We start from the raw sequence: 22210 nt of genomic DNA on the forward strand, positions 1-22210 counted from the left end.
TCCCTCCTCAACCCACCCAACCGCGGGTCGAGGAGCGCCGGCGCGAAGCGGCGACGCGTCTCGAGACCTGGACGGTCGCTCCGCTCCCTCCTCAACCCACCCAACCGCGGGTCGAGGAGCGCCGGCGCGAAGCGGCGACGCGTCTCGAGACCTGGACGGTCGCTCCGCTCCCTCCTCAACCCAGCCCGGCGCTGTACGGCTCGACGTGTCGGTCTTCGCCGAGGCGGTCGACGGAGGCGCCTGGCTCGACGGCGACGTCCTCGAGGAGCGGCTCGCGCTCGAGTCGCTCGACGCGGGAGCGCGCGCCGCATGGATTGAACGTGGCACTCCGCGGCTGACCGCGAGCCGTGCCCTCGCGCAGTCGTCGCCGGCGACGGTGCCCGTCGGCATCGACGTCTGGTACTCGCAGGCGCAGCGGCGCCCAGCATCCGAGCGACTCATCGTGGAAGGCGCCACGCGCGACGCCGACGGCGACTGGGTGATGCCGGCGCGCACACGAGTCAGGGTACGGCTCGGCCACGCCGAAGCACCGCACCTGGTGCGCCCCGAGTATGCGGCGGGATGGCTCGCGGTGACCGAGGATCCGGCGGAGCTGCTGGGTCTCGGCGCGAGTCCCGGCGCGGGTCCCGAGAAGCGTCCGGCGCCGCCGGGCGCTCCTCGACCAGCCGACGCCGCCGACCTGATCGCGCGACGCGATGCGACGTTCGCCGAGGTGCAGGAGCACTACTACGACGCCCCGCCGCAGATCGAACGCGGCTGGCGCGAACACCTCGTCGACACGTCGGGCCGCGTGTACCTCGACATGGTCAACAACGTCACGCCGCTCGGTCACGGACACCTCGGCGTCGCCGATGCCGTCGCCCGGCAGCTGCGTCGACTCAACACGAACTCCCGCTTCAACTACGGGTCCGTCGTCGAGTTCTCCGAACGGCTGGCGGAGCTGCTGCCCGACCCGCTCGACACCGTGTTCCTCGTGAACTCGGGTTCCGAGGCGGTCGACCTCGCGCTTCGCGTCGCGCTCGCGGCCACCGGCCGGCGCGACGTCGTCTCGGTCGCCGAGGCCTACCACGGGTGGACCATCGGCTCCGATGCCGTGAGCACCTCGATCGCCGACAACCCGAGCGCCCTCGAGTCCCGCCCCGACTGGGTGCACGTCGTCGACGCGCCGAACGCCTTCCGCGGCCGGCATCGAGGGGCGGATGCCGCGCGCTACGCGCCCGAGGCCGCGCATCGAATCCACGAGCTGGCTGCCGCCGGTTCGCCGCCGGCCGCGTTCATCGCCGAGACGTTCTTCGGCAACGCCGGGGGCATCCCGCTGCCCGCCGGCTACCTCGCCGAGGTCTACGCCGCCGTGCGCGAGACGGGCGGCCTGGCCATCGCCGACGAGGTGCAGGCGGGCTACGGCCGGCTCGGCGAGTGGTTCTGGGGCTTCGAGCAGCAGGGCGTGGTTCCCGACATCGTCGCGGTCGCGAAGGCGATGGGCAACGGGTATCCGCTCGGCGCGGTCATCACGACACGCGAGATCGCCGCGCGATTCCGCACGCAGGGGTACTTCTTCTCGTCGACCGGAGGAAGCCCGGCATCGAGCATCGCAGGTCTCGCCGTGCTCGACGCGTACCGCGACCAGGGCGTGCAGCGGCACGCCGCCGCGGTCGGCGCATACCTGAAGTCACGGCTGCACGAGCTCGCCGCGCGGCACGCGCTCATCGGGGCCGTGCACGGTCTCGGGCTCTACCTCGGCGTGGAGTTCGTGCGCGACCGCGACACCCTCGAGCCCGCCACCGACGAGACCCGGGCGATCTGCGACCGCCTGCTCGAACTCGGCGTCATCATGCAGCCAACCGGCGACCACCAGAACGTGCTCAAGACGAAACCGCCGCTCGTCATCGAGCGCGACAGTGCCGATTTCTTCGTGGCGATGCTCGATCGGGTGCTCACCGAAGGCTGGTGAAGAGTGGGGTCTCGATACGGTCGGCGGCGCTCGCTACTCGACCACCGGGGGATCAGCCGAGCAGGTCGCGTACGGCCAGGCCCCATTCGAACCCGCACTCGCGGCAGTCGAAGATGGGGCCCTCATCGAGGGTGAGCGCGTCCTCGAGGTCGGTGGCCTCGACCTCGAAGTCGAGCGGGCCGAAGACGATCGCGCGAACGGACGAGGAATCGCACCGCGGGCACGGCTCGTCGAGCACCGGAACCGGCGTGTTCTGCTGCATCTGCTTCGTCATGGCACACACGGTACGCTCGGCCTCCGACATCCTCGGCAGCGCGTCCCGCGCGTCTCACGCAAGCCCGGCAGGGAGGCGCCGGCGGGCTCTCGATCCCTAGACTGGGCGCGTGCTCACCGCAGCAATCGTCTTCGGGCTCGCCCCCGCGGCCCTCATCCTCGTGCTCGGCATCGTCGCGCGCGGGGTCGCGACGCAGCACGTGACTCCGCGAGTGGTGCAGTACGCGCCCGAGCGCACCTCGACCGTGCTGCGCGATGCCCTGCTCGTCGAGGCCGACCGGCGTGCGGCATCCGCTGCCCTCATCGATCTCGCGGTGAAGCGCAAGGTGCGACTGCTCGCCGGCAGCGATCGGCGCGACCCCATCGGCGTCGAGGTCGAACCGGCCGTCGTGTTCACGTCTGAAGAGCTGTCGCTGCTCGACGCGCTCTTCGGGGCCGACCACACCAGCACACGGGTGCGGCGATTCTCGAGCGATCGACGCGCACTCACGGGCCGGCTGAAGACCCTGCTGCTCGGCACCGAAGACGCGCTCGCCCGCGACGGACTGATCGGCGAACGACGCGTCAGCTGGCCGGGCGGCGCACTGCGGGTGCTCGCCTACCTCGGCATGCTCGTCGAGGCGCTGCTGATCATGTTCGCGCTGCTCAACAACGCGTGGCCGGCGCTCATCATCACCCTCATCGCGCTCGCCGGCACGATCGCGACCATCTTCGTCACGCCGCCCTGGTGGCGCAAGTACCTGCCGCCCGCGCAGGCCAAGCGCGAGCACCTCGCCGGACTGCGCCGATACCTCGCCCTCGCCGAGGCCGATCGGCTGCGGGCCCTGCAGTCGCCGGGCGGCGCGGAACTGCGAGCGGATGCCCCGGGCGCGGCCGTCCCCGCCGGTCAGGGCAATGGCGGGCCGGCGACGACGGGCTCCTCACTCCCCGGCTCGGCGGCGGGTTCGGCCGACGCACTCCACCCCTCCGAGGGGCCCCCGCCCACCGAGCCGCTCGCACGCTTCCACCTGCACGAGCGTCTGCTCCCCTACGCGGTGCTCTTCGGGCTCGAGCGCGAGTGGATCACGAAGCTGAGGCTCGAGGCCGCCGCCATCGGCACAGATGATGCTGACTTCGCCGCGGTGACGGTGAGTGTTGCCGACGCCCTCGACGCGGCCGGCGGCGCACTCGAGCTCACCGCCTCGGTCGGTGATCTCGTCGACGGATCCGGTGAGGTCATCGAGGGCATCGGCGGCCTCTTCGAGGCATTCGGGCTGTAGGACCGCGCCGACCTCCCGACATGTTGCGTCGTCCGGTCGATCGCAGCGAACGGCGCGCGCTCGGTTGCGGCAGCATTGACCCATGGGTGCTCTCGAGGAACCGATCACGATCGACGTCGACGGCTCCCCCGTCTCGGGCGTCTACGCGCGGCCCGTCGGCGCATCGACCACGATCGTCGTCGCACACGGGGCGGGTGCGGGAATGGAGCATCCGTTCCTCGCCGGTTTCACGCGCGCGCTGAACGACGACGGATTCGCGACGCTGCGCTTCAACTTCGCCTATCGCGAGGCGGGGCGCCGATTCCCCGATCGCCCCCCGGCCGCGATCGCCGCCTGGCGAGCGGTGACGGATGTCGCGACCGCGCGCGCGGCCGACGCCGGCAGCCCCGGCGAGCCGATCTGGGCGACCGGCAAGTCGTTCGGCGGGCGCATGGCGTCGATGGCCGTCGCCGAGGGCATGCCGGCCGCGGGACTGGTGTTCCTCGGGTACCCGCTGCATGCTCCCGGCAAGCCCGACAAGCCGCGCGACGAACACCTGCCCGCGATCGCGGTGCCGATGCTGTTCCTGCAGGGCACCAACGACCCCTTCGCCACCCCGAACGAGCAGCTCGACGAGGTTGCGCGGCGCGTCGGTCCGAACGCGGTGGTGCAGTGGCTCGAGGGCGGCGGCCACTCGTTCGAGGTCAAGGGCGTGAAGCGGTCGGCCGCAGAGATCGGCGCGTCACTCGCCGCGCCGACGGCGGCGTTCGTGCGGGCGCACTCGCCGGTCGGGTAGCGACCGGCCGAGGAGGACGCGTATCGAGATCCGGTCGCGACGGGCCCCGATGCGGTCGCTTCGCGACCGACTCGACTAACGTCAGGGCACGAGGATGATCTTGCCGCGCAATTCGCCGGCCTCGCTCTGCCGGTGCGCATCGGCCGCCTCGGCGAGCGGGTAGCGAGCGGCGATCTCGACGTCGAACTCGCCGTTCGCTGCCAGATCGGCGGCCAGCGGCACGGCGTCGATGCGCAACTGCTGCTCCTCGGGCGTGAGCGGGATCGGGTTGCCGCCGCTCCATGCCCGGATGCCGAGCTCGGCGGCACGCGCCCCGAGCACGATCGTGCCGATGCGATCGGGGTCGGCGACGAGCTGCTTCGACACCTCGATCGCCTCGTCGGTGCCGGCTCCGTCGAGTGCGACGTCGACCCCGTTCGGCGCAACGGCACGTACGCGGTCGGCGAGGCCCGGACCATAGGAGATCGGGATCGCGCCGAGCTCGCGCACACGGGCGTGGTTCGGCTCGCTCGCGGTCGCGATGATCGTCGCGCCGAGCCGGCGCGCGAGTTGGATCGCCGCCTGGCCGACGGCGCCCGAGCCGCCGTGCAGCAGGAACGTGTCGCCCTCGCTCACCCCGAGCGACGTGAGCACCTGGTGCGCCGTGGCGACCGGGATGGGCAGCGCTGCCGCGGTCTCCCAGCCGAGCGCTGCGGGCTTGCGGGCGAGCTTCGCGGCGGGGGCGAGCACCTCGGTCGCGTAGGCGCCCTTGGCGCCGGACACGATGACCTCGTCGCCGATGACCCAGTCGCCGACACCGTCGCCGACGGCGATGACGACCCCCGCGGCATCCGAACCGATGCGACGCGGAGCGGTGATCGCACCCGATGCGCGGCGACCCGAGCGGATCTTCCAGTCGATCGGGTTGACACCGACGGCACGCACCTCGACGAGCACCTGGCCGGCGCCCGGGGTCTCGCGTTCGATCTCGCGGAATTCGAGGACCTCGGGATCGCCGAAGGCGTCGTACTCGATGGCGTGGGGCATGTCGAACCTCTCTCGTCGGGTCAGTGGCACGTCATCCCAGCTTCGCACGGCGAAGTTCGAAGCCCGCCCGCAGCCAGTCGTCGTACGCTGAGCGCATGCCCGAGACGAGCGGCACCTCACGCGGTTGGCTGCTGCCCGCCGTCGCGGGTGTCGCATCGGTCGCGTTCGGAGCCGGGCTCGGCGAACTCGCGGCCGCCATCGTGGCGCCCGCCTCGAGTCCGTTCGTGGTCGTCGGGTCGCTGCTGATCGATCTCGCGCCGTCGTGGGCGAAGGATGCCGCGATCGCGCTCTTCGGCACGGCCGACAAGGCCGCACTGCTCATCGGCATCGGGCTCGTGCTCGTGGCCGTCGCCGGCGCCGCCGGGGTGCTCGAGGCGCGGCGACCACCGTGGGGTCGGGTGCTCGTGGGACTCATCGGCGTGGTCGGCGCGGTGGCCGCCGCGACCCGCGCGAATGCGACGATGCTCGCTGTCGTGCCGTCGGCCGTCGCCGCGATCGGCGCCGTGCTCGCGTTGCAGTTCCTCGTGCGGCGCCTGCTCGTCGCCGGTCGAGGAGCGCCCGACGAAGAAGGCAACTCCCCCGCCGGTCGAGGAGCGCCCGACGAAGAAGGCATCTCCCCCGCCGGTCGAGGAGCGCCCGGCCAAGAAGGCAACTCCCCCGCCGGTCGAGGAGCGCCCGACGAAGGAGGACGCGTCTCGAGACACGAAGCTCCGTCGACTGATCTCGACACGCTCGCTGCGCGGACTCCTCGACCGGCGGAAGTCGACCGGCGGCGCTTTCTCGGCTGGGCCGGCGGCGCTGCGGCACTCGGCGCCCTCGCCGCGTTCGGCGGCTACGCCCTGCAGGCGGGCACCCGGGCCGTCACCGCGATCCGCGACTCGATCACCCTCCCCCGCGCGGCGACGAGGGCGACCGTGCCCGCTTCTGCCGAGCTCGGCATCGACGGCCTCACGCCCGTGGTCACGCCGAACGCCGAGTTCTACCGCATCGACACCGCGCTCGCGGTGCCGGCCGTCGACCCCGAGACGTGGAGCCTGCGCATCCACGGCCTCGTCGAGCGCGACCTGACCGTCACCTGGGACGAACTGCTCGCGCTCCCCCTCGATGAGAGCGTCACGACCCTCGCGTGCGTGTCGAACGAGGTCGGCGGCGACCTCATCGGCACCGCGGTGTGGCTGGGCTACCCGATCCGCGAGCTGCTGGCGCGAGCCGCGCCGACCGCCGACGCCGACATGGTGCTCTCGCGCAGCGTCGACGGCTTCACCGCGTCGACGCCGCTGTCGGTCTTGCAGGACGACCGCAACGCGATCCTCGCCGTCGGCATGAACGGCGAGCCGCTCCCCGCCGAGCACGGCTTCCCGGTGCGCATGGTCGTGCCGGGACTGTACGGGTACGTGTCGGCCACGAAGTGGGTCGTCGATCTCGAGGTCACCCGTTTCGACGCGGCATCCGCCTACTGGACCGATCGCGGCTGGAGCGAACGCGGCCCGATCAAGCTGCAGTCCCGCATCGACGTGCCTCGGCAGGGCCGGCCGGTCGCCGCCGACAACGCGGTGATCGCGGGTGTCGCGTGGCACCAGCACGTCGGCATCGCCGGCGTCGAGGTGCAGCTCGACGCCGGCGAATGGCGGGAGGCGACCCTGGCGACGGCGATCTCCGACGACACGTGGGTGCAGTGGCACTACGAATGGGCGGATGCCACGTCGGGGACCCACACCGTTCGCGTGCGCGCCATCAGCGCCGACGGCGAGGTGCAGACCGCCGAGCGCGTCGGCGTCGTGCCCGACGGCGCGACCGGCCTGCACGAGCGCACCTTCGACGTGAGTTGAGTGACCCGCGGCCCGTTCTGGCCGGCCTACGGGTTCTGCTTCGCCGCCGTCTGATCGCCCTGGCCCAGCGAGCGACGAGAGACCGATGCGCTTCGGGTGGAATGCCGGAGAATCCGAGATCCCTCGCATCACGCCGTCCGAGCATGGATGACCGACACGGCGCGGACTTGTCCTCAACACCTGCGTCGGAAGCCCACCCATTGCACGTTCGCGCCGCACCCGGTTCAGCCTCGCGCACACCGGAGAGAATCTCTCCAGAGGCGCGGGCACTTGGGCACTTGGGCACTTGGGCACTTGGGCACTTGGGCACTTGGGCACTTGGGCACTGGGCACTTGGGCACTTGGGCACTTGGGCACCGCCTGGTGAAAGGCCCACCTCGTTGCGACGCGTCGAGCTGAGACGCGGCGAGAGAACGGGACGAGAGCGGGAACGATGGCGGCGGCTCTGGAAGAGAGGCTGGGATGAACCACGCGATCCCGAGCCGTCGCTCTGGGTATCAGCGCACCGTCAAGGTCGATGAGGCGACGAGTCGCCTCGTGGATGACTTGGCCTACTACCTCGACACGACGAAGAAGGCGATCATTCGCGACGCCGTCGCTGACTTCGCCGATACACACCGGCCACGAGGTCGATATTGCGGAGGTGTCCACGAGACCGAGCGATGGGGCGCAGGCGGTGCCGGCGGTGGGAGCGATGCCGGCGGTGGGCGCGGCGCAGGCGGTGCCGGCGGTGGGCGCGGCGAAGGCGGTGCCGGCGGCGGGAGCGGTGCCGGCGGCGGGAGCGGCGGGAGCGGTGCCGGCGGCGGGAGCGGCGGGGGCGGCGCCGGCGAGGTCATGGGCGGGGCCGCTCGCGGGCCGAAATTCGAGGATCTCCCGGTTCGCGAGCGGCTCGAACTTCGTCGCAGCGAAATCATCCGGGCATTCGCGCGACGTGAGGCCGGCGAAATCCGGGTGATGAAGCCCCGGCCGCTGCTCGATTGGGACGGCAACCCCATCGACGACGAGCACGCCCTCGACGGCGGCATCGGTCTCGCCCATCACGACGTGCTCGAGTTGCTGGTGACGACTGATGTGGCGGGCGGTGGTGCGGAGGCGATGAGGCTCGAGGAGATCGCACGCGAGATCCTCCGCGCCCCCGTGCAGATCGAGTCGGCGACGAAGCTGCGGTTGTTCAGCCCCGCTCGCCTCGAGCAGGCGATCGCGGATTCCCAACCGTTGTAGGTCCACGCTCCCTCGGCGCGAGCGAGCAGGTCGGCGCCGCACTCGTCACGGCGTCGCGGCATCCGGTTCTGCGAACCGCGCGATGAGCTCGAGCGCGATCTCGCGGTGCCGGAGCAGGAAGGCCCGCTCGTCGAGCTTCTTGCGCCGAACCCACGAGGTGACCTCGTCGTTGCTCTTGCTCGCATTGCACGACCCGCAGGCGGGAACCACGTTCTCGAGCGTGTACCGGCCGCCGCGCGAGATCGGCAGCACGCAGTCCCGCTGCAGCGGCCGGTCGGCGGCGCCGCAGTAGGCGCAGCCATTCCATGCTGCGGTGAGGGCGGCCCACTGCTCGTCGGTGAGATCGTGCGTGACACGCGCCATGCGACGCTTGCGCCGACGTGAGTACACGGCAGCGCGGGTTCGACTGACCGCCATGGCGCCCAGCGTAAACCCGTGCCGACCTCAGCGCCGGGTCACAACGCCGGCGTCCGCGGAGGCGAAGTGCGGCGCGAGCCTGTCGCCTCGAACGCGGCGGCGAGCGTGAGCAGGGCGGTGTCGTCGTAGGCACGGCCGGCGAAGGTGAGCCCGACGGGCATGCCGATGTCGGTCATCGTGCCCATCGGCACCGTGACCGTCGGGATGCCGAGGTGCCGTGGCACCAGGTTGCCGTTCGCCACCCACACGCCGTTGCGCCAGCCGAGATCGGCGGATGCCTCGTCCACGTCCATGTCGGCGGGCCCGACGTCGGCGACCGCGGGAAAGACGACGGCGTCGAGGCCGAGGTCGTCCATCCATTGCTCGAGGTCGACCCGGCGGGTCTCCTCGAGGCCGCGCAGTCCAGCCTCGAGCTCGGGGATGTCGACGAGCGTGGTGCCCGGGTGCTCGCGCACCCAGCCCGGATACTCGGCGATGTCGTCGTCGAAGCTGAGGTAACGGTCGGGCAGGGCACCCTCGGGTTGCGGGAAGATCGTCGCGCCGTCGACCTGGGCGAGCCGGTTGAGCGCCGGGTCGTTGTTGGCGCGCAGGAAGTCGTCCCACGCCCACGCCGAGAGGTCGATGATCTCGCGGTGCAGGTACTCGGGGGTTACGAGTCCGCGGGTCGAAATCGTCGGCGCTCCGGGCCGGTCGCCCTCGTAGTTCGACACCACGGGGAAGTCGACCTCGACCACCTCGGCCCCGGCCGCCACGAGGTCGCGGCGCGCGGCCTCCCAGAGGTCGATCACCGAGTCGCGCGTCTCGATGCGCTGCCCGGTGGGTCCGCCGATGCCGACCGTGCCGACCGGCGACGCGGTGCCCGCCTCGCGATCGCGGTTGATGTACATGCGCGGCACTCCGATGCGCTTGCCCGCGAGCGCGGCGCGCCCGCCCGCGCCATCCGACAATTCGTTCAGGGGGTGCTTTCCTGCCACTTTCGCCGGCGAATCGGCCCCAATGTGGCGCGAAAGCACCCCCGGAGTGGGAGGGGTGGGGAGCGGGGAGGCGGGGGTGGGGGTCGGGGAGGCGGAGGTGGGGGTCGGGGAGCCGGGGGTGGGGGTAGCGGGGAGGAGCGCGACGTACGACGGCGGGCGCACATCTGAGGCCTGCGGAATCGAGACCCACGGCTGTACGCGCCAGAAGTCGCCTCGCGTCTCGGCGTCGTCGGCGACGATGACGTCGAGCACCTCGAGCAGGTCGGCCATGCTGCGGGTGTGCGGCACGACGACATCCATGGTGGGCACGAGCGGCCAGTTGCCGCGCACCGAGATGACACCCCTCGAGGGGGTGTACGCGCAGAGCGCATTGTTCGAGGCGGGCGCGCGGCCCGACGACCACGTCTCCTCACCGAGCCCGAACGCGGCGAACGACGCCGCGGTCGCGGTGCCCGAACCGTTCGAGGACCCCGAGCCGAATGCGGCCGTGAGGTACTCGGCGTTGTACGGACTCTCGGCGCGGCCGTAGACGCCGCGCTGCATGCCGCCGTTCGCCATCGGCGGCATGTTCGTGAGCCCGATGAGCACGGCCCCGGCCGCCCGCAGTCGCTCGATCGTGAACGCGTCACGCTGGGCGACCAGATGCTCGAAGGCGGGGCTGCCGGCCGCCGCGGTCAGCCCGCGAGCGAGGTAACTGTCTTTGGCGGTGTAGGGGATTCCGTCGAGCGGACCGAGGGTCTCTCCCCGGGCGCGGCGGGCATCGGATGCCGCAGCATCGGCCCGAGCCTCGGGGTTCATCACGACGAGCGCGTTGAGCGCGGTCGCGGTGCCCGGCCGGTCGTAGGCCTCGATGCGGGCGAGATACGCGTCGAGCAACTCGACCGCCGTCACGTCCCCGCGCTCGAGCGCCGCGCGCAGCGCGGCGATCGAGGCTTCGACCACGTCGAACCCGCTCATCGCGCCACCACCGGCTGCTGCTGCGTGATGCAGTGGATGCCGCCGCCACGGGCGAAGATCGGCCGTGAATCGACCGACACCACACGACGCCCCGGGTACGCGGAAGCGAGGATCTCGCGCGCCGAGGCATCCGCTCGCTCTTCGCCGAAGCCGCACGCGATCACGCCGTCGTTGACGACCAGGTGATTCACGTAGCTCCAGTCGACGAACCCCTCGTGATCGCGCAGGGTTTCGGGCGCAGGCAGGTCGATGACGTCCCAGGCGCGTCCGGCGGCATCGGTCGTGTCGGCGAGCAGCTCGCGCAGCTCGCGCGTGACCTCGAAGTCGGGGTGCTCGGGGTTCGGCTGGTGATGCAGCAGCAGGCGACCGGGCGACGGGATCGTCGCGACGATGTCGACGTGCCCGTTGGTGCCGAAGTCGTCGTAGTCGCGGGTGAGTCCGCGCGGTAACCACACGGTGTGGTTCGTGCCGATCGTGCGGGCGAGCTCGGCCTCGACGCGCGCGCGGTCGGCGTAGGGGTTGCGGCGCGGGTCGAGCTGCACGGTGTCGGTGACGAGCACGGTGCCCTCGCCGTCGACGTGGATGCCGCCGCCCTCGTTCACGAGCACCGAGCTGACCAGTTCGGCGCCGACCTGCGCCGCGACGAAGCGGGCGATCTCGGCCGATTTGCGCCATTCGGCCCACTCGGGCGCGCCCCAGCCGTTGAAGATCCAGTCGACGGCGCCGAGCACGCCGGGCCGCTCGTCGTCGACGACGAAGGTGGGGCCGAAGTCGCGCATCCAGAACTCGTCGAGCGGCGCCTCGAGAATCTCGATCTCGCTCGAGAGCATGCGCCTGGCGCGGGTCAGCTCGGTCGGGTCGACGACCATCGTGAGCGGCTCGAACTCGGCGACGGCGTGGGCCACGGCGGTCCAGGTCGCGTAGCCCTCCTCGCGCTCGGCGGGCTCCTCGCCGAGGGTGATCCCCTCGCGCGGGAACGCCATCCACGTGCGCTCGTGCGGCGCCGTCTCTGCGGGCATGCGCCAGTTCATGCGGTCACCTCCGTCGTGCGGGAACCGGATGTCGCGACATCCGCCGTCTCATCTTGGCCTTCGGATGCCGCAGCCGCAGCGTTCGCAGCCGATTCGGGGCGCCGCGCGGGGTCGCGGTAGGGCGAGGTCGTCAGCCAGAGCGCGGCATAGATCGCCCCGCCGAGGATGGGCCCGGCGAACGCCGAGAGGTCGGCACCGCCGAGGGCGGTCGCGATCGGCCCGACGTAGAGGGTCGTGTTCGCCATCAGCACGGCCACCGACGTGGCGACGACCATCGCGATCGTGCCCGGCCAGAACCACCCGCCCGAGTACCAGAACGGGCTGGTGCGCCGCTCGTCGCTGAGGGCGACGCCGTCGTAGCGGTTGCGGCGAAGCACGATGTCGACCGCGTAGACGGCCACCAGCGGGCCGAGCACGGTGACGCTCAGCTCGAGTGATGCGTTGAGCGTGTCGAGGAAGCTCGGTGCGATGTAGACGAACCAGCCCGCGGCCGCCGTCGCGATGGCTCCCGTGACGACCACCGTGACCGCGCGCGAGACCCGGAACCCGAGGCCCTGCGCGTAGAGGCCGGTCGAGTACGCGACGAGCACGTTGTTCGTGATGCTGCCGAGCACGACGATCGCGAGGAAGATCGGCGTGAACCAGGCCGGCACGATCTCGCCGATCGTGAGCTGCGGGTCGGTCATGTCGATCGCCGTGCCGGCCACGACGCCGAGCCCGCCGATGAGCACGGCGGGGATGAAGCCGCCGAGTGCCGTCCACCAGATGACCGCGCGCTTCGCGGTCGCGGCCGGCAGGTATCGGGCGTAATCGGCGCCCGTGCCCCACGAGAGCGGGCCGGCCGCGACGATCGCGTAGCCGAGCAGCACCATGGCCCAGTGCTCACCGACGGGCATGGGCGCCGGGGTGTACGTGAAGTCGGCGGCGCCGAGCACGAAGACCGCAAGCACGACGAAGGCCACGGCGAGCGCCGCCGAGAAGAACGGTGCGAGCTTGAGGATCGTCGCGTGGCCGTACACCGATAGCACGAAGCTGAGTGCGGCGACGACCACGAGCACTCCCCATTCGGCGCCGGCCGGCAGGGGCACTCCGAGCATTCCGAGCAGGGCGTTCGCCGCGAGCGTGGCCACGGCGATGTTGATGATCTCGTAGAAGAGGCCGATGGCCACGCCGAGCCCGCCGCCGAAGACGCGGTTGCCGCGCACCCCGAACATGGCCCGCATGATCGCCACGCTCGGCGTTCCCGATGCGGGACCGCTCACCGCGAGCCATCCGACCGCCGCCCACCAGAGGTTGCCGACGACCGTGATCGCGAGCGCCTCCCAGATCGAGAGGCCGAGCAGGATGAGCACTCCGCCGAGCACGAAGTAGAGGTAGATGACGTTGGCCGACATCCATACCCAGAACAGCTCGCGCGGGTGGCCGTGCCGCTCGGCGGCGGGGATGACGTCGATGCCGTGGCGTTCGACATGGCCGACCCGGTCGGCGTACTCGGCGCGGGTGTCGTTCTCGGCGCGGGTGTCGTTCTCGGCGCGGTCGGCGGGCGGCGGGGCGGACTCGGGGGTGTGCGTGTAGTTGCTCATCGTTGAGGACTCTCTCGACACGATCGGGGGACTCGATCTACTATTGATCACACGATCAATAAGATGCAGCGACGTTACCTACACTGAGGTCACCATGTCAAGCCCCACGCGCAAGAAGGCCGCTCGCAAGTCGCCCGCCGAACGAGCTGCCGAGATCGCCGACGCCGCCCACGAGCTCGCCCTCGAGCAGGGACTCTCGGCGGTGACGCTGCGATCCATCGCCGCGCGCGTCGATGTCGCCCCCGCACTCGTCGCCCACTACGAGCCCGACATGCAGGCGCTCATCGCATCGACGTTCTCGTCGATCGTCGCGGCCGAGCTCGCCGAGGTCGACGCCCTCGTCGCTGCGCTGCCGACTCCGCGCGAACGCCTCGCCGCGATGCTGGCGACGTTGCTCGACGGAAGCCGCGACGACGTCACCGTGGTCTGGGTCGAGGCCTGGGCGATGGGGCGGCGCAACGAGGCGCTCGCCGCGAGCGTGCGCGATGAGATGGATGCATGGCAGGCGATGATCCGCGGCGTCGTCGAGGCGGGCGTCGCATCGCATGAATTCGAGACGGATGACCCGGCCGCAGCCGCGTGGCAGCTGCTGGGCATGATCGACGGACTGAACGCCCAGGCCCTCGTGCGCTGGGGCGACGCCGCCGACCGCGGCTCGCTCATCTCGCATGCCGTCGAGGGCATGCTCGGGCTCGAACGCGGTGCGCTCGCCTCGCCCACGGTGGGTTGAGGAGCGCCCGACGGAGGAGGCCGCGTCTCGAAACCCCGCGATGTCGGCGGCTCCGGTTACGGTGGGAATCCACGACGGAAGGGGGCACGGCATGTACCTGCTCGACGGTTCCGTCGTCACGAGCGCGAGCGACCTCAAGAAGGCGTCCGAGTGCGAGTTCGCCTTCCTGCGCGAGCTCGACGTGAAGCTCGGCCGTGACACGCTCTTCGAGGCTGCGGGCGACGCGATGATGGCTCGCGCCGGGCAGCTCGGCAACGAGCACGAGCGCCGCGTGCTCGAGCGCTATCGCGGCGTGTTCGGCAGCGCCGTCGTCGAGATCGAGCAGCCGAGCGTGCGCGACGCCGACGCCGTCGCGGCGGCCGTTGCCGCCACCGTCACGGCGCTCGAAGCCGGCGCCCCGGTCGTCTACCAGGCGACGTTCGCCGAAGACGGATTCATCGGCTTCGCCGACTTCATCGTGCGACAGCCCGACGGGCGTTACCGGGTGCAAGACTCCAAGCTCGCCCGCCATGCCCGCGTCACCGCCCTGCTGCAGCTCGCCGCCTACGCCGAGCAGCTCGACCGGCTCGGCATCGCCTGCGACGACCAGGTCGAGCTGCTGCTCGGCGACGGCACCACGAGCACGCATCGCCGCGACGACATCACCCCCGTCTACCTCAACCGCGTCGCGCGCCTGCGCGAGCTCATCGACGACCGCGTGGCCGACACCGGCCCGGTCGCCTGGGGCGATCCGCGCTACCATCACGACGGTCGATGCCCGACCTGCGAGCTCGAGGTGCAGGCGCACCGAGACGTGCTCATGGTCGGCGGCCTGCGGGTCACCCAGCGCGAGCACCTTGCGGCCGCCGGCATCACGACGATCGACGAGCTCGCGTCATCCGTCGACCCGGTGCCGCACGTCCTCGACGCGACCCTCGACGGGCTCCGCGAGCAGGCGCGGCTGCAACTGCGGGCCGAGTCCGCCCAGCTCGCCGCCGAGGCCGCCGGCACCCGCTCGCCCGACGATCCGCCGCTGCCGCCGCCGGTCTCGGTGCGTGAGGCGCGGGCCCTCGCCGCGATCCCCGAGCCGAGCCCCGGAGACCTGTTCTTCGACTTCGAGGGCGACCCGCTCTACACCGAGGGCGATGGCACCCGGTGGAACCTCGACTACCTGTGGGGCATGGTCGACACCGCCGAGCACTACACCTCGTTCTGGGCGCACTCGTTCGCCGAAGAGCGCGACGCGCTCGTCAGGTTCATGGAGTTCGTCAAGCTGCGCCGGGCCGTGCACCCCGACCTGCACATCTACCACTACGCGAGCTACGAGCGCACCCACCTCACCTCCATCGCCGCGCGGCATGGAGTCTGCGAGGCCGACGTCGACCAACTGCTCGCCGACGGCGTGCTCGTCGATCTCTACCCGATCGTCAAGCGTGCGGTGCGGGTGGGCAGCCGGTCGTATTCGATCAAGAAGCTCGAGCCGCTCTACATGGGCGAGGCCGAGCAGCGCGAGGCCGACGTGAAGTCGGGTGGCGACTCGATCACCGAGTACGTGCGGGCGCGCGAGCTCGCCGACTCGGGCCGTGCCGAGGCCGCGACCGAGGCGCAGGCGATCCTCGACGACCTCGCCGACTACAACGAGTACGACTGCCTCTCGACCCTGCGCCTGCGCGACTGGCTGCTCGACGTCGCCCGCCGTGAGGGTGTGCCCTCGGTGCCGATGCAGGCGCTCATCGAGCAGGCCGACGGCAAGGTCTACGAGCCGTCGCCGCTCGCCGCCCTCCTGCGCGAACTCGCCGGCCCGGCCGATCCCTCCCGCGATGCCGATCGCACCGCACTGGCGCTGTCCGCGGCATCCATCGACTACCACGCTCGCGAGGCGAAGAGCTTCTGGTGGAGCCATTTCCTGCGCACCGACCAGCCAGTCGAGGCGTGGCACGACCACCGCGACGTGCTCGTGGTCGATCCGCTCGCCTCACGCGAGACCCAGGCGTGGCACAGCGAGCCTCGGTGGAACAATTCCCGCCGTGAGGTGCTGCTCACGGGCGACATCGCACCCGGCTCGCGGTTCTCACCCGGCAGCGACGTCTTCCTGCTCTACGAGTGGCCGGCACCGTTCCCGGCGCGATCCCTGCGGCCGGGCCAGCGCGACTCCACCGACGCGGTCATCCTCGAAGTGACCGAAGCCGGCGTGCTGGTCGAGGAGCGGGGCGTCGCCGGCGCGACGTGGTCGGCCCTGCCCATGGCGATCACCCCCGGCCGGCCGCCGAACACCGACGCGCTGCGCGACGCGATCGCCTCGTGGGCCGATCCGATCCCAGGCGCCCAGCCGCGACTTCCCCTCAACCCCGCCATGGACGTCCTGCGCCGGCTGGCGCCGCGCGCCGCGGGCGGTCTCGTGCCGCACGAGCCCGGCGTCGAGTACGTCGACGCGGTCGTCGCATCGGTGCGCCGGCTCGAACACTCCTACCTTGCCGTGCAGGGCCCTCCAGGCACGGGCAAGACGTACATGGCCTCGCACGTCATCGCGCGCCTCGTCGCCGACCACGGGTGGCGCATCGGCGTCGTGGCCCAGTCGCACGCCGTCGTCGAGAACGTGCTCGACGCGGTCATCGGCGCAGGCCTCGGCCGCGAGCGGGTCGGCAAGGCCGTCAAAGACGCATCCGACGTCGAGCGGTTCACGTTCACCGCGCTCGCCAAGAAAGACCATCTGCGCCAGTTCGCCGACGACCACGCCAGCCACGGCTATGTCATCGGCGGCACCGCCTGGGACTTCTGCAACACCAAACGCGTCGCGCGCGGCGAACTCGACCTGCTCGTCATCGACGAGGCGGGCCAGTTCTCGCTCGCGTCGACGATCGCCGTCTCGGTGTCGGCCCGCAACCTGCTGCTGCTCGGCGATCCCCAGCAGCTGCCGCAGGTGAGCCAGGCGCTGCACCCCGAGCCCGTCGACACCTCGGCGCTCGGCTGGGTGGCCGACGGGCACGAGGTGCTGCCGCCAGAGTTCGGCTACTTCCTCGCCGAGAGCCGTCGCATGCACCCCGACGTCGCCGCACCCGTGTCGCGGCTCTCGTACGAGAGCGCGCTGCACTCGCATCCGATCGCCTCGGCTCGTCGGCTCGAAGGCGTCGCCGCCGGGCTCACCGCCGTGCCGATCGCGCATGTCGGCAACAGCACGGCGTCGCCCGAAGAGGCCGAGGTCGTCGTCGAGATCGTGCGCTCACTGCTCGGGCGCCCATGGTCAGAGGCGGTCGAGACGGCCGCCGGGCCCATGCCCGCTTCCGCGCGACCGCTCACCCAGACCGACCTCATCGTCGTCACTCCCTACAACGCGCAACTCGCGACGGTGCGCTCGGCGCTCGACGTCGCGGGTTACATCGATGTGCCGGTCGGCACGGTCGACAAGTTCCAGGGCCAAGAGGCGGTCGTCTCGATCGTGTCGCTCGCTGCGTCGTCGGCCGACGACGTGCCGCGCGGCCTCGAGTTCCTGCTGTTGAAGAACCGGCTCAACGTGGCGATCTCGCGCGCGAAGTGGGCGGCCTACCTCGTCTACTCGCCCGCCCTGCTCGACGGGTTGCCCCGCCGGGCCGAGGGCGTCGCCCAGCTGAGCTCGTTCATCCGTCTCGTGGGAGCTGAACTGCCCGCCCGCGTCGGCGCCTGACCGTGCAGCTCAGCCGACGAGCTTCGTCACGATCGCGGTGATACGGCGCTCGCGCGTCTCGGCGGCCTTCGCCGACTCGACATTCGTCACGTGCGCCTTGCGCGCACTCGGCGAGAGCGCGTCGAATGCGCCACGCGCGCCGGGTGCGGCGTCAAGCGCCGCCGAGAGATCGTCTGGCAGCTCGACCGTGCGCGGCGCCGTGTCGACCTCGACGTCGACCGTGATCGGGTCTCCGCCCTCGATGCCCGTCGCCGCCCGCTTGTCGGAACTGAAGGAGATCATGTACCTGCCGCCCATCACCGCGACGGTGCTTCGGTAGGAGAACCCGTTGACGGTCACGTGGACCGGCGGCTTGCGTCCGGCGCCGAGCGCCTCGATCACCTCGGGCGGCACCTCGATTCCGGTGTTGTTGCCCGACAGGGTCATCATCGTCTCGAACCGCATGCGCCCGAGTCTGCCACCGTGGACTCGATGCTGGGAATACTGCACAGGGTACCCACGTAGGTTATTGACATGACTTCCTCCCCTGCGGTCTCCGACCTGAACCCTGCCCGAATCACCATGTACGGCGCTGAATGGTGCGTCGACTGCCGCCGCTCGAAGGCGCTGCTCGACCGCGAGGGCGTCGACTACGACTACGTCGACCTCGAGGTCGTCATCGACGGCGCCGACCGGGCGAAGGCCATCAGCGGCCGCACCCAGATCCCCGTCGTCGTGTTCCCCGACGGCACGCACTTCACCGAGCCCACCGACGCCGAGCTCTCCGCGAAGCTCGGTGAGGAGCTCGCGGCGTAAGCGCTGCATGAGCGTTCGGGCTCGACCCGTTCGGATCTCGTAACAAACGCACCGTGAGGGTGCGCGCGGCGTACAACTGAACCATGCCGTCGATCATCGGGCCCGAAGAATCCTGCGCAGCCTGCGCCGGCTCACACCGCAGAGGTCGCGCATGACGCTCACCCGCATCCTTCCGACGCTTCGGCGTTCGATCCCCGACCCCATCGCCCTCGATCGGTGGCCGAGGGCCACGCGCGCGACCGTCGGCGACCTCGAGGTCGGCGGCGTCTCGCTCCTGCGTCTCGCCGACCTCTGCGGCACGCCGGCCGTGCACATCGCGCCCGCATCGGTGCCCGGCTCGAACGGCACCGTCGCGTCGCCGACGATGCAGGCGGGGGTCGTCGTCGTGCGCGTGGTCGAGGCATCCGAGCATTTCGCCGGCGGCGTGCGCATGCTCACGCTCGACACCGACCTCGGCGCACTCGACCCGGTGTGGTCCGAGGCGCGCCTCATCGGCCGAGCATCGGTCGCCCGCGCGATCCGCACGCACCTCGGTCCGGCGCCTGGTCTCCCCACGACGGCGACGGCCGACCTGCCGGCCGACATCGCGAGCGGCGACCTGATCGCGCTCCCCTATGCCGCCCTCACCGACGACGCGGGGGTCGCCCGCCCGCTGAGCGGCTGGCTTGCGAACGCCGCGACGCCGTCACCCGTTGACGACGTCGCCGGTCGATGAGAGGTCGGCGCGCTCCGTGATCTCGAGCGCTTCGATGCCGGATGCCTCGAGCACGGCATCGATCGCAGCGCGCGAGCCGGCGACGATCGTCGAGTCCCAGTCGATCTCGCTCACGATCACCCATCAGCCGGTCGGCCGCGACCGGGTGGAACACCCGCGCGTACGCCTCGAAGCCGATCGGCACGGCGACGTGCATGTCGCCCGCGTGCGCGGCGACGCGCTCGGCGAGCCAGGCTCCGCGCGAGACATCCGGCTCCCAGTGCATCAGTAGGCAGTCATCAGCAGGCAATCATCAGCAGGCCGGCATCAGCGCAGCGCGGGCATGACCTCGGCGGCGAACAGCTCGAGGCCCGAGCGGTCGTAGGCCGCTTCGGGGTTGTAGATCACGGTGTAGCCGAGCCCGAGTTCACGGCGCTCGTCGAGCAGCGCGACGATCTCGGCGGGTGTGCCGACGAGCGTGTGCGGGCTGCGGTTGCGGTACTCGCCCATGTAGCGCGCCGTCGCCTCTGAACCGAGGTAGGGCGCGACCCGCGCCTCGATGCGATCGAGTCGGGCCGCGACATCCGCCGCATCGGTGCCGATCACGGTACGGAACTCGGTCGATCGCGTGATCGACGAGAAGTCGCGGCCGAGGGCGTCGCAATGCCCGCGCAGCACGTCGCTCTTGTGGGCGAACTCCTCGGACGTGCCGCCGAAGTTCGTGTACGAGGCGTACTTCGCGGCGATCTTCAGCGTCACCTTCTCGCCCCCGCCGGCGACCCAGATCGGAATGCCGCCGTGCTGCAGGGGCTGCGGCTGCATGATCGCGCCGTCGACCTGGTAGTAGGTGCCGTCGAGGGTCGCCTGCCCGGTCGTCCACGCCTGGTGCATGATCTCGACGCCCTCGCGCAGGCGTCCGAGGCGCTCGGGGATCGGGGGGAAGCCGTAGCCGTAGGCCCGCCACTCGTGCTCGTACCAGCCGCCACCGATGCCCATCTCGAGACGGCCGCCCGAGACGATGTCGACCGTCGCGGCGACCTTCGCGAGGTAGGCCGGGTTGCGGTAGCTCATGCACGTGCACATCTGGCCGATGCGCACTCGGCTGGTCGATGCGGCGTACGCAGCCATCAGCGACCACGCCTCGTGCGTCGCCTCGGTGTGCGACGGCGTCGGCACCGTGTGGAAGTGGTCGTACACCCAGATCGTGTCCCACCCCGACCCGGGTGCGTCGGCGTAGGCGGCGAGCCCGTGCATCACGTTCCAATGGTCGCTGGATTCGATGCCGACGAGGTCGTGACGCCAGCCTTGGGGGACGAACATTCCGAAGCGCATGGTCGCCAGCCTATGACGACGGAACGACTCGAGCGGGGGCTCGCGTTCCTGCGGCTCAGCGCTACCACTGATGACGACCTCGACGCGGCGCCGTACGGTGCGGGGATGACCGAGATCCATTGCGAAGTCAGTCCCGCCGATTTCGATGCCACGGTCGTCGAGACCTCGGATGCGCGGATCGTGCGCGTCATGGGCCGGGGTGTCTGCCCGACCCCCGGTTGGCGTGTCGAACTCGTCGCGGCCGCCGGGGGCGTCGACCACCGACCGGAGACCATCGTGCTCGAACTTCGCGAGACGCCGCCGAGGGAATCACGGTCGGCGACGCGCTCGCGCGTCTCGTTCGAGGCGATGATCGAGGGTCCGCGCGCTCGCGAAGTCGTCGTCCGCTTCGCGTGGCGCGAAGGCATCACGCTTCCCCTGCGGGGTCGGGTGCGCTCGTTCGCCTGAAGCGCCGGCGACCCCAGCGGGATCGCCGGCTCCTTGACGCTACGTCAGCGCGAACCTGAGCTCGGCCATCGCCGGGCCCGACCACACGTCGCCGTCGAGGTCGTCGCTGCGCACGGTGACGACCTTGCCGCCCTTCGAGATCACGAGGAGTGCGAGCTGGGGCAACAGGTCGCCGGCGTGCGTACCGTCGTGCAGGCTCTCGCCGGCGCCGTTGTCGGTGGCGAACTCGACCGCGCCGGACGCTTGGTCGAGTGTGCCGTTCACCGACGTCGTGAAGTCGAACCAGAGCGTGTCGACGGCGCCGTCGGCTGCCAGCCGACCGATCGCCGCGAGGTCGCGCTCGACGCGTCCGGCACTGCCCTCGGTGAGCCCGTGCAGCGCACTCGCGGCCTCGCTGATGTTGAGTCTTGCGAGTTCCTGTCGCAGTGCCTCGTCGATCTCGGCGGCGCCGAGCCGGTCGGGTGCACCCGGCACCGGAACGATACGGCGATGGTTGTGGGCGCGCTCGATGAACTGACTGAGCATGGGCTCGGCCGCGAAGACGAAGAGCGGCACGCGCTCCTCGGGGTCGCGCACCTGCAACTCCTGCCGCACGGCATCGGCGACGCGCTTCGCGTAGATGTCGAGCGCGGCCGACCGTCGATCATCTTCGCTCATGCCGCGGTCGCCGTGACCGCCGACGCGTCGGGTGCCGGCGCCGCCCGGCTCGCGGTTCGCGGCCTCGTCGGCGTTCTTCGGCAGCGAAGGATCGACCGGCATCTGCGTGACGCGGTCGGTGGGTGTCGCATGCCAGAGCGACCATTCGTTCGCCGAGACGGCGACGGCGTACGCCTCTTGGTCTTGGCTCGGCGCACGCAGCAGCTGCCCGAGCGTGAAGTGCGACCCGACGTGCACCGCGTCGTCGAGCCGATTGGGAAGCACGAACACCTCACTGCAGTCGGGGCCCACGAAGATCGCGAGTGAGCGTGAGAGCGCCTCCCACAGGTACGGATCGCCGACGATCGAGTTGCGCTCGGACCGCAGCGCCTCGAGTTCGGCGTTCGATGCCCCAGACGCCTTCACCTGTTCGATCGCATCATCGAACGCGCTCTTCACGGCCACCGCAGAGCGCTCGCGCTCACTGACGACGGGCGAGGTCGACGCGTAGATCGTGATCGACGGGTGGTGCGTTCCGGCAAGCGTTGCGAAGTCGGCCGCGGTGGGCAATTGGTAGTGGACGGTCATACGTTCCCTCCCCGATCGCGCGACGACGATGTCGCTGGCCTCCAGCCTACGA

At 71.0% G+C, this 22210-nt stretch carries 20 protein-coding genes; 10 read left to right on the forward strand and 10 right to left on the reverse strand.

All coding sequences use genetic code 11. The features are described 5' to 3' along the window. Nucleotides 1-205: 205 nt before the first annotated feature. A complete protein-coding gene (locus LSF15_RS12560) occupies nucleotides 206-1951 on the forward strand; it encodes an aminotransferase class III-fold pyridoxal phosphate-dependent enzyme (protein WP_232498886.1) in 1746 nt (581 codons plus the stop codon). Between the two features lie 52 nt (nucleotides 1952-2003). Here the strand turns inward: LSF15_RS12560 and LSF15_RS12565 are convergent, their stop codons facing one another. Then, nucleotides 2004-2225: a hypothetical protein gene (locus LSF15_RS12565; protein WP_232498887.1), complete on the reverse strand. Its 222-nt coding sequence runs from the start codon at nucleotides 2223-2225 to the stop codon at nucleotides 2004-2006. 109 nt (nucleotides 2226-2334) lie between these two features. Here LSF15_RS12565 and LSF15_RS12570 point away from each other — a divergent pair, with 109 nt between their 5' ends. Continuing rightward, nucleotides 2335-3483: a DUF2207 domain-containing protein gene (locus LSF15_RS12570; RefSeq protein ID WP_232498888.1), complete on the forward strand. Its 1149-nt coding sequence runs from the start codon at nucleotides 2335-2337 to the stop codon at nucleotides 3481-3483. Between the two features lie 82 nt (nucleotides 3484-3565). Further along, nucleotides 3566-4258, forward strand: a complete 693-nt coding sequence (locus LSF15_RS12575; protein WP_232498889.1) for an alpha/beta hydrolase family protein — start codon at nucleotides 3566-3568, stop codon at nucleotides 4256-4258. An 81-nt stretch (nucleotides 4259-4339) separates the two neighbouring features. On the opposite strand, the gene LSF15_RS12580 is transcribed toward LSF15_RS12575, so the two are convergent. Further along, a complete protein-coding gene (locus tag LSF15_RS12580) occupies nucleotides 4340-5284 on the reverse strand; it encodes a quinone oxidoreductase family protein (protein WP_232498890.1) in 945 nt (314 codons plus the stop codon). A 95-nt stretch (nucleotides 5285-5379) separates the two neighbouring features. Here LSF15_RS12580 and LSF15_RS12585 point away from each other — a divergent pair, with 95 nt between their 5' ends. Both LSF15_RS12585 and LSF15_RS12590 read left to right on the forward strand, forming a co-directional pair. After that, complete coding sequence (locus LSF15_RS12585) at nucleotides 5380-7113, forward strand: molybdopterin-dependent oxidoreductase (protein ID WP_232498891.1); 1734 nt, start codon at nucleotides 5380-5382, stop codon at nucleotides 7111-7113. Between the two features lie 462 nt (nucleotides 7114-7575). Continuing rightward, nucleotides 7576-8334, forward strand: coding sequence for a hypothetical protein (locus LSF15_RS12590; RefSeq protein ID WP_232498892.1), 759 nt, complete (start codon nucleotides 7576-7578; stop codon nucleotides 8332-8334). Nucleotides 8335-8379: 45 nt separating this feature from the next. Here the strand turns inward: LSF15_RS12590 and LSF15_RS12595 are convergent, their stop codons facing one another. From LSF15_RS12595 to LSF15_RS12610, 4 genes are read right to left on the reverse strand one after another with little or no spacing between them, the layout of a single operon-like run. Then, the gene (locus LSF15_RS12595; RefSeq protein WP_232498893.1) at nucleotides 8380-8751 is read right to left on the reverse strand and encodes an HNH endonuclease; all 372 of its coding nucleotides are present in this window, start codon (nucleotides 8749-8751) and stop codon (nucleotides 8380-8382) included. 38 nt (nucleotides 8752-8789) lie between these two features. Continuing rightward, entirely contained in the window at nucleotides 8790-10682 is a 1893-nt protein-coding gene (locus LSF15_RS12600; protein ID WP_232498894.1) for an amidase, read from the reverse strand. After that, nucleotides 10679-11713 carry an agmatine deiminase family protein gene (locus LSF15_RS12605; protein WP_232498895.1) on the reverse strand — a complete coding sequence of 345 codons (1035 nt, stop codon included), beginning with the start codon at nucleotides 11711-11713 and terminating at the stop codon, nucleotides 10679-10681. The genes LSF15_RS12600 and LSF15_RS12605 overlap by 4 nt, the downstream gene beginning before the upstream one ends. Beyond that, the gene (locus tag LSF15_RS12610; protein ID WP_232498896.1) at nucleotides 11710-13296 is read right to left on the reverse strand and encodes a purine-cytosine permease family protein; all 1587 of its coding nucleotides are present in this window, start codon (nucleotides 13294-13296) and stop codon (nucleotides 11710-11712) included. Before LSF15_RS12610 ends, LSF15_RS12605 begins: the two co-directional genes overlap by 4 nt. A gap of 94 nt (nucleotides 13297-13390) precedes the next feature. Here LSF15_RS12610 and LSF15_RS12615 point away from each other — a divergent pair, with 94 nt between their 5' ends. Then, nucleotides 13391-14026, forward strand: coding sequence for a TetR/AcrR family transcriptional regulator (locus LSF15_RS12615; RefSeq protein ID WP_232498897.1), 636 nt, complete (start codon nucleotides 13391-13393; stop codon nucleotides 14024-14026). Nucleotides 14027-14117: 91 nt separating this feature from the next. Further along, complete coding sequence (locus LSF15_RS12620) at nucleotides 14118-17666, forward strand: TM0106 family RecB-like putative nuclease (protein ID WP_232498898.1); 3549 nt, start codon at nucleotides 14118-14120, stop codon at nucleotides 17664-17666. Between the two features lie 9 nt (nucleotides 17667-17675). On the opposite strand, the gene LSF15_RS12625 is transcribed toward LSF15_RS12620, so the two are convergent. After that, nucleotides 17676-18110, reverse strand: a complete 435-nt coding sequence (locus tag LSF15_RS12625) for a YdeI/OmpD-associated family protein (protein WP_232498899.1) — start codon at nucleotides 18108-18110, stop codon at nucleotides 17676-17678. A gap of 69 nt (nucleotides 18111-18179) precedes the next feature. Between LSF15_RS12625 and LSF15_RS12630 the strand changes: the two genes are divergently transcribed. Both LSF15_RS12630 and LSF15_RS12635 read left to right on the forward strand, forming a co-directional pair. Next, complete coding sequence (locus LSF15_RS12630; RefSeq protein WP_232498900.1) at nucleotides 18180-18461, forward strand: glutaredoxin family protein; 282 nt, start codon at nucleotides 18180-18182, stop codon at nucleotides 18459-18461. 151 nt (nucleotides 18462-18612) lie between these two features. Next, nucleotides 18613-19176, forward strand: coding sequence for a hypothetical protein (locus LSF15_RS12635; RefSeq protein ID WP_232498901.1), 564 nt, complete (start codon nucleotides 18613-18615; stop codon nucleotides 19174-19176). Here the strand turns inward: LSF15_RS12635 and LSF15_RS12640 are convergent. After that, nucleotides 19147-19290, reverse strand: a complete 144-nt coding sequence (locus tag LSF15_RS12640) for a hypothetical protein (RefSeq protein ID WP_232498902.1) — start codon at nucleotides 19288-19290, stop codon at nucleotides 19147-19149. The genes LSF15_RS12635 and LSF15_RS12640 overlap by 30 nt on opposite strands. Before the next feature lie 192 nt (nucleotides 19291-19482). Then, nucleotides 19483-20487 carry an LLM class F420-dependent oxidoreductase gene (locus LSF15_RS12645; RefSeq protein WP_232498903.1) on the reverse strand — a complete coding sequence of 335 codons (1005 nt, stop codon included), beginning with the start codon at nucleotides 20485-20487 and terminating at the stop codon, nucleotides 19483-19485. Between the two features lie 12 nt (nucleotides 20488-20499). Between LSF15_RS12645 and LSF15_RS12650 the strand changes: the two genes are divergently transcribed. After that, on the forward strand, nucleotides 20500-20934 hold the full coding sequence (locus LSF15_RS12650) for a hypothetical protein (RefSeq protein WP_232498904.1): 435 nt from the start codon (nucleotides 20500-20502) through the stop codon (nucleotides 20932-20934). A gap of 39 nt (nucleotides 20935-20973) precedes the next feature. Here the strand turns inward: LSF15_RS12650 and LSF15_RS12655 are convergent, their stop codons facing one another. Beyond that, the gene (locus LSF15_RS12655; protein ID WP_232498905.1) at nucleotides 20974-22158 is read right to left on the reverse strand and encodes a baeRF3 domain-containing protein; all 1185 of its coding nucleotides are present in this window, start codon (nucleotides 22156-22158) and stop codon (nucleotides 20974-20976) included. Nucleotides 22159-22210 lie beyond the last annotated feature (52 nt).

The sequence above is a fragment of the Agromyces humatus genome (genome assembly GCF_021228295.1).
Classification (GTDB): Bacteria; Actinomycetota; Actinomycetes; order Actinomycetales; family Microbacteriaceae; genus Agromyces; species Agromyces humatus.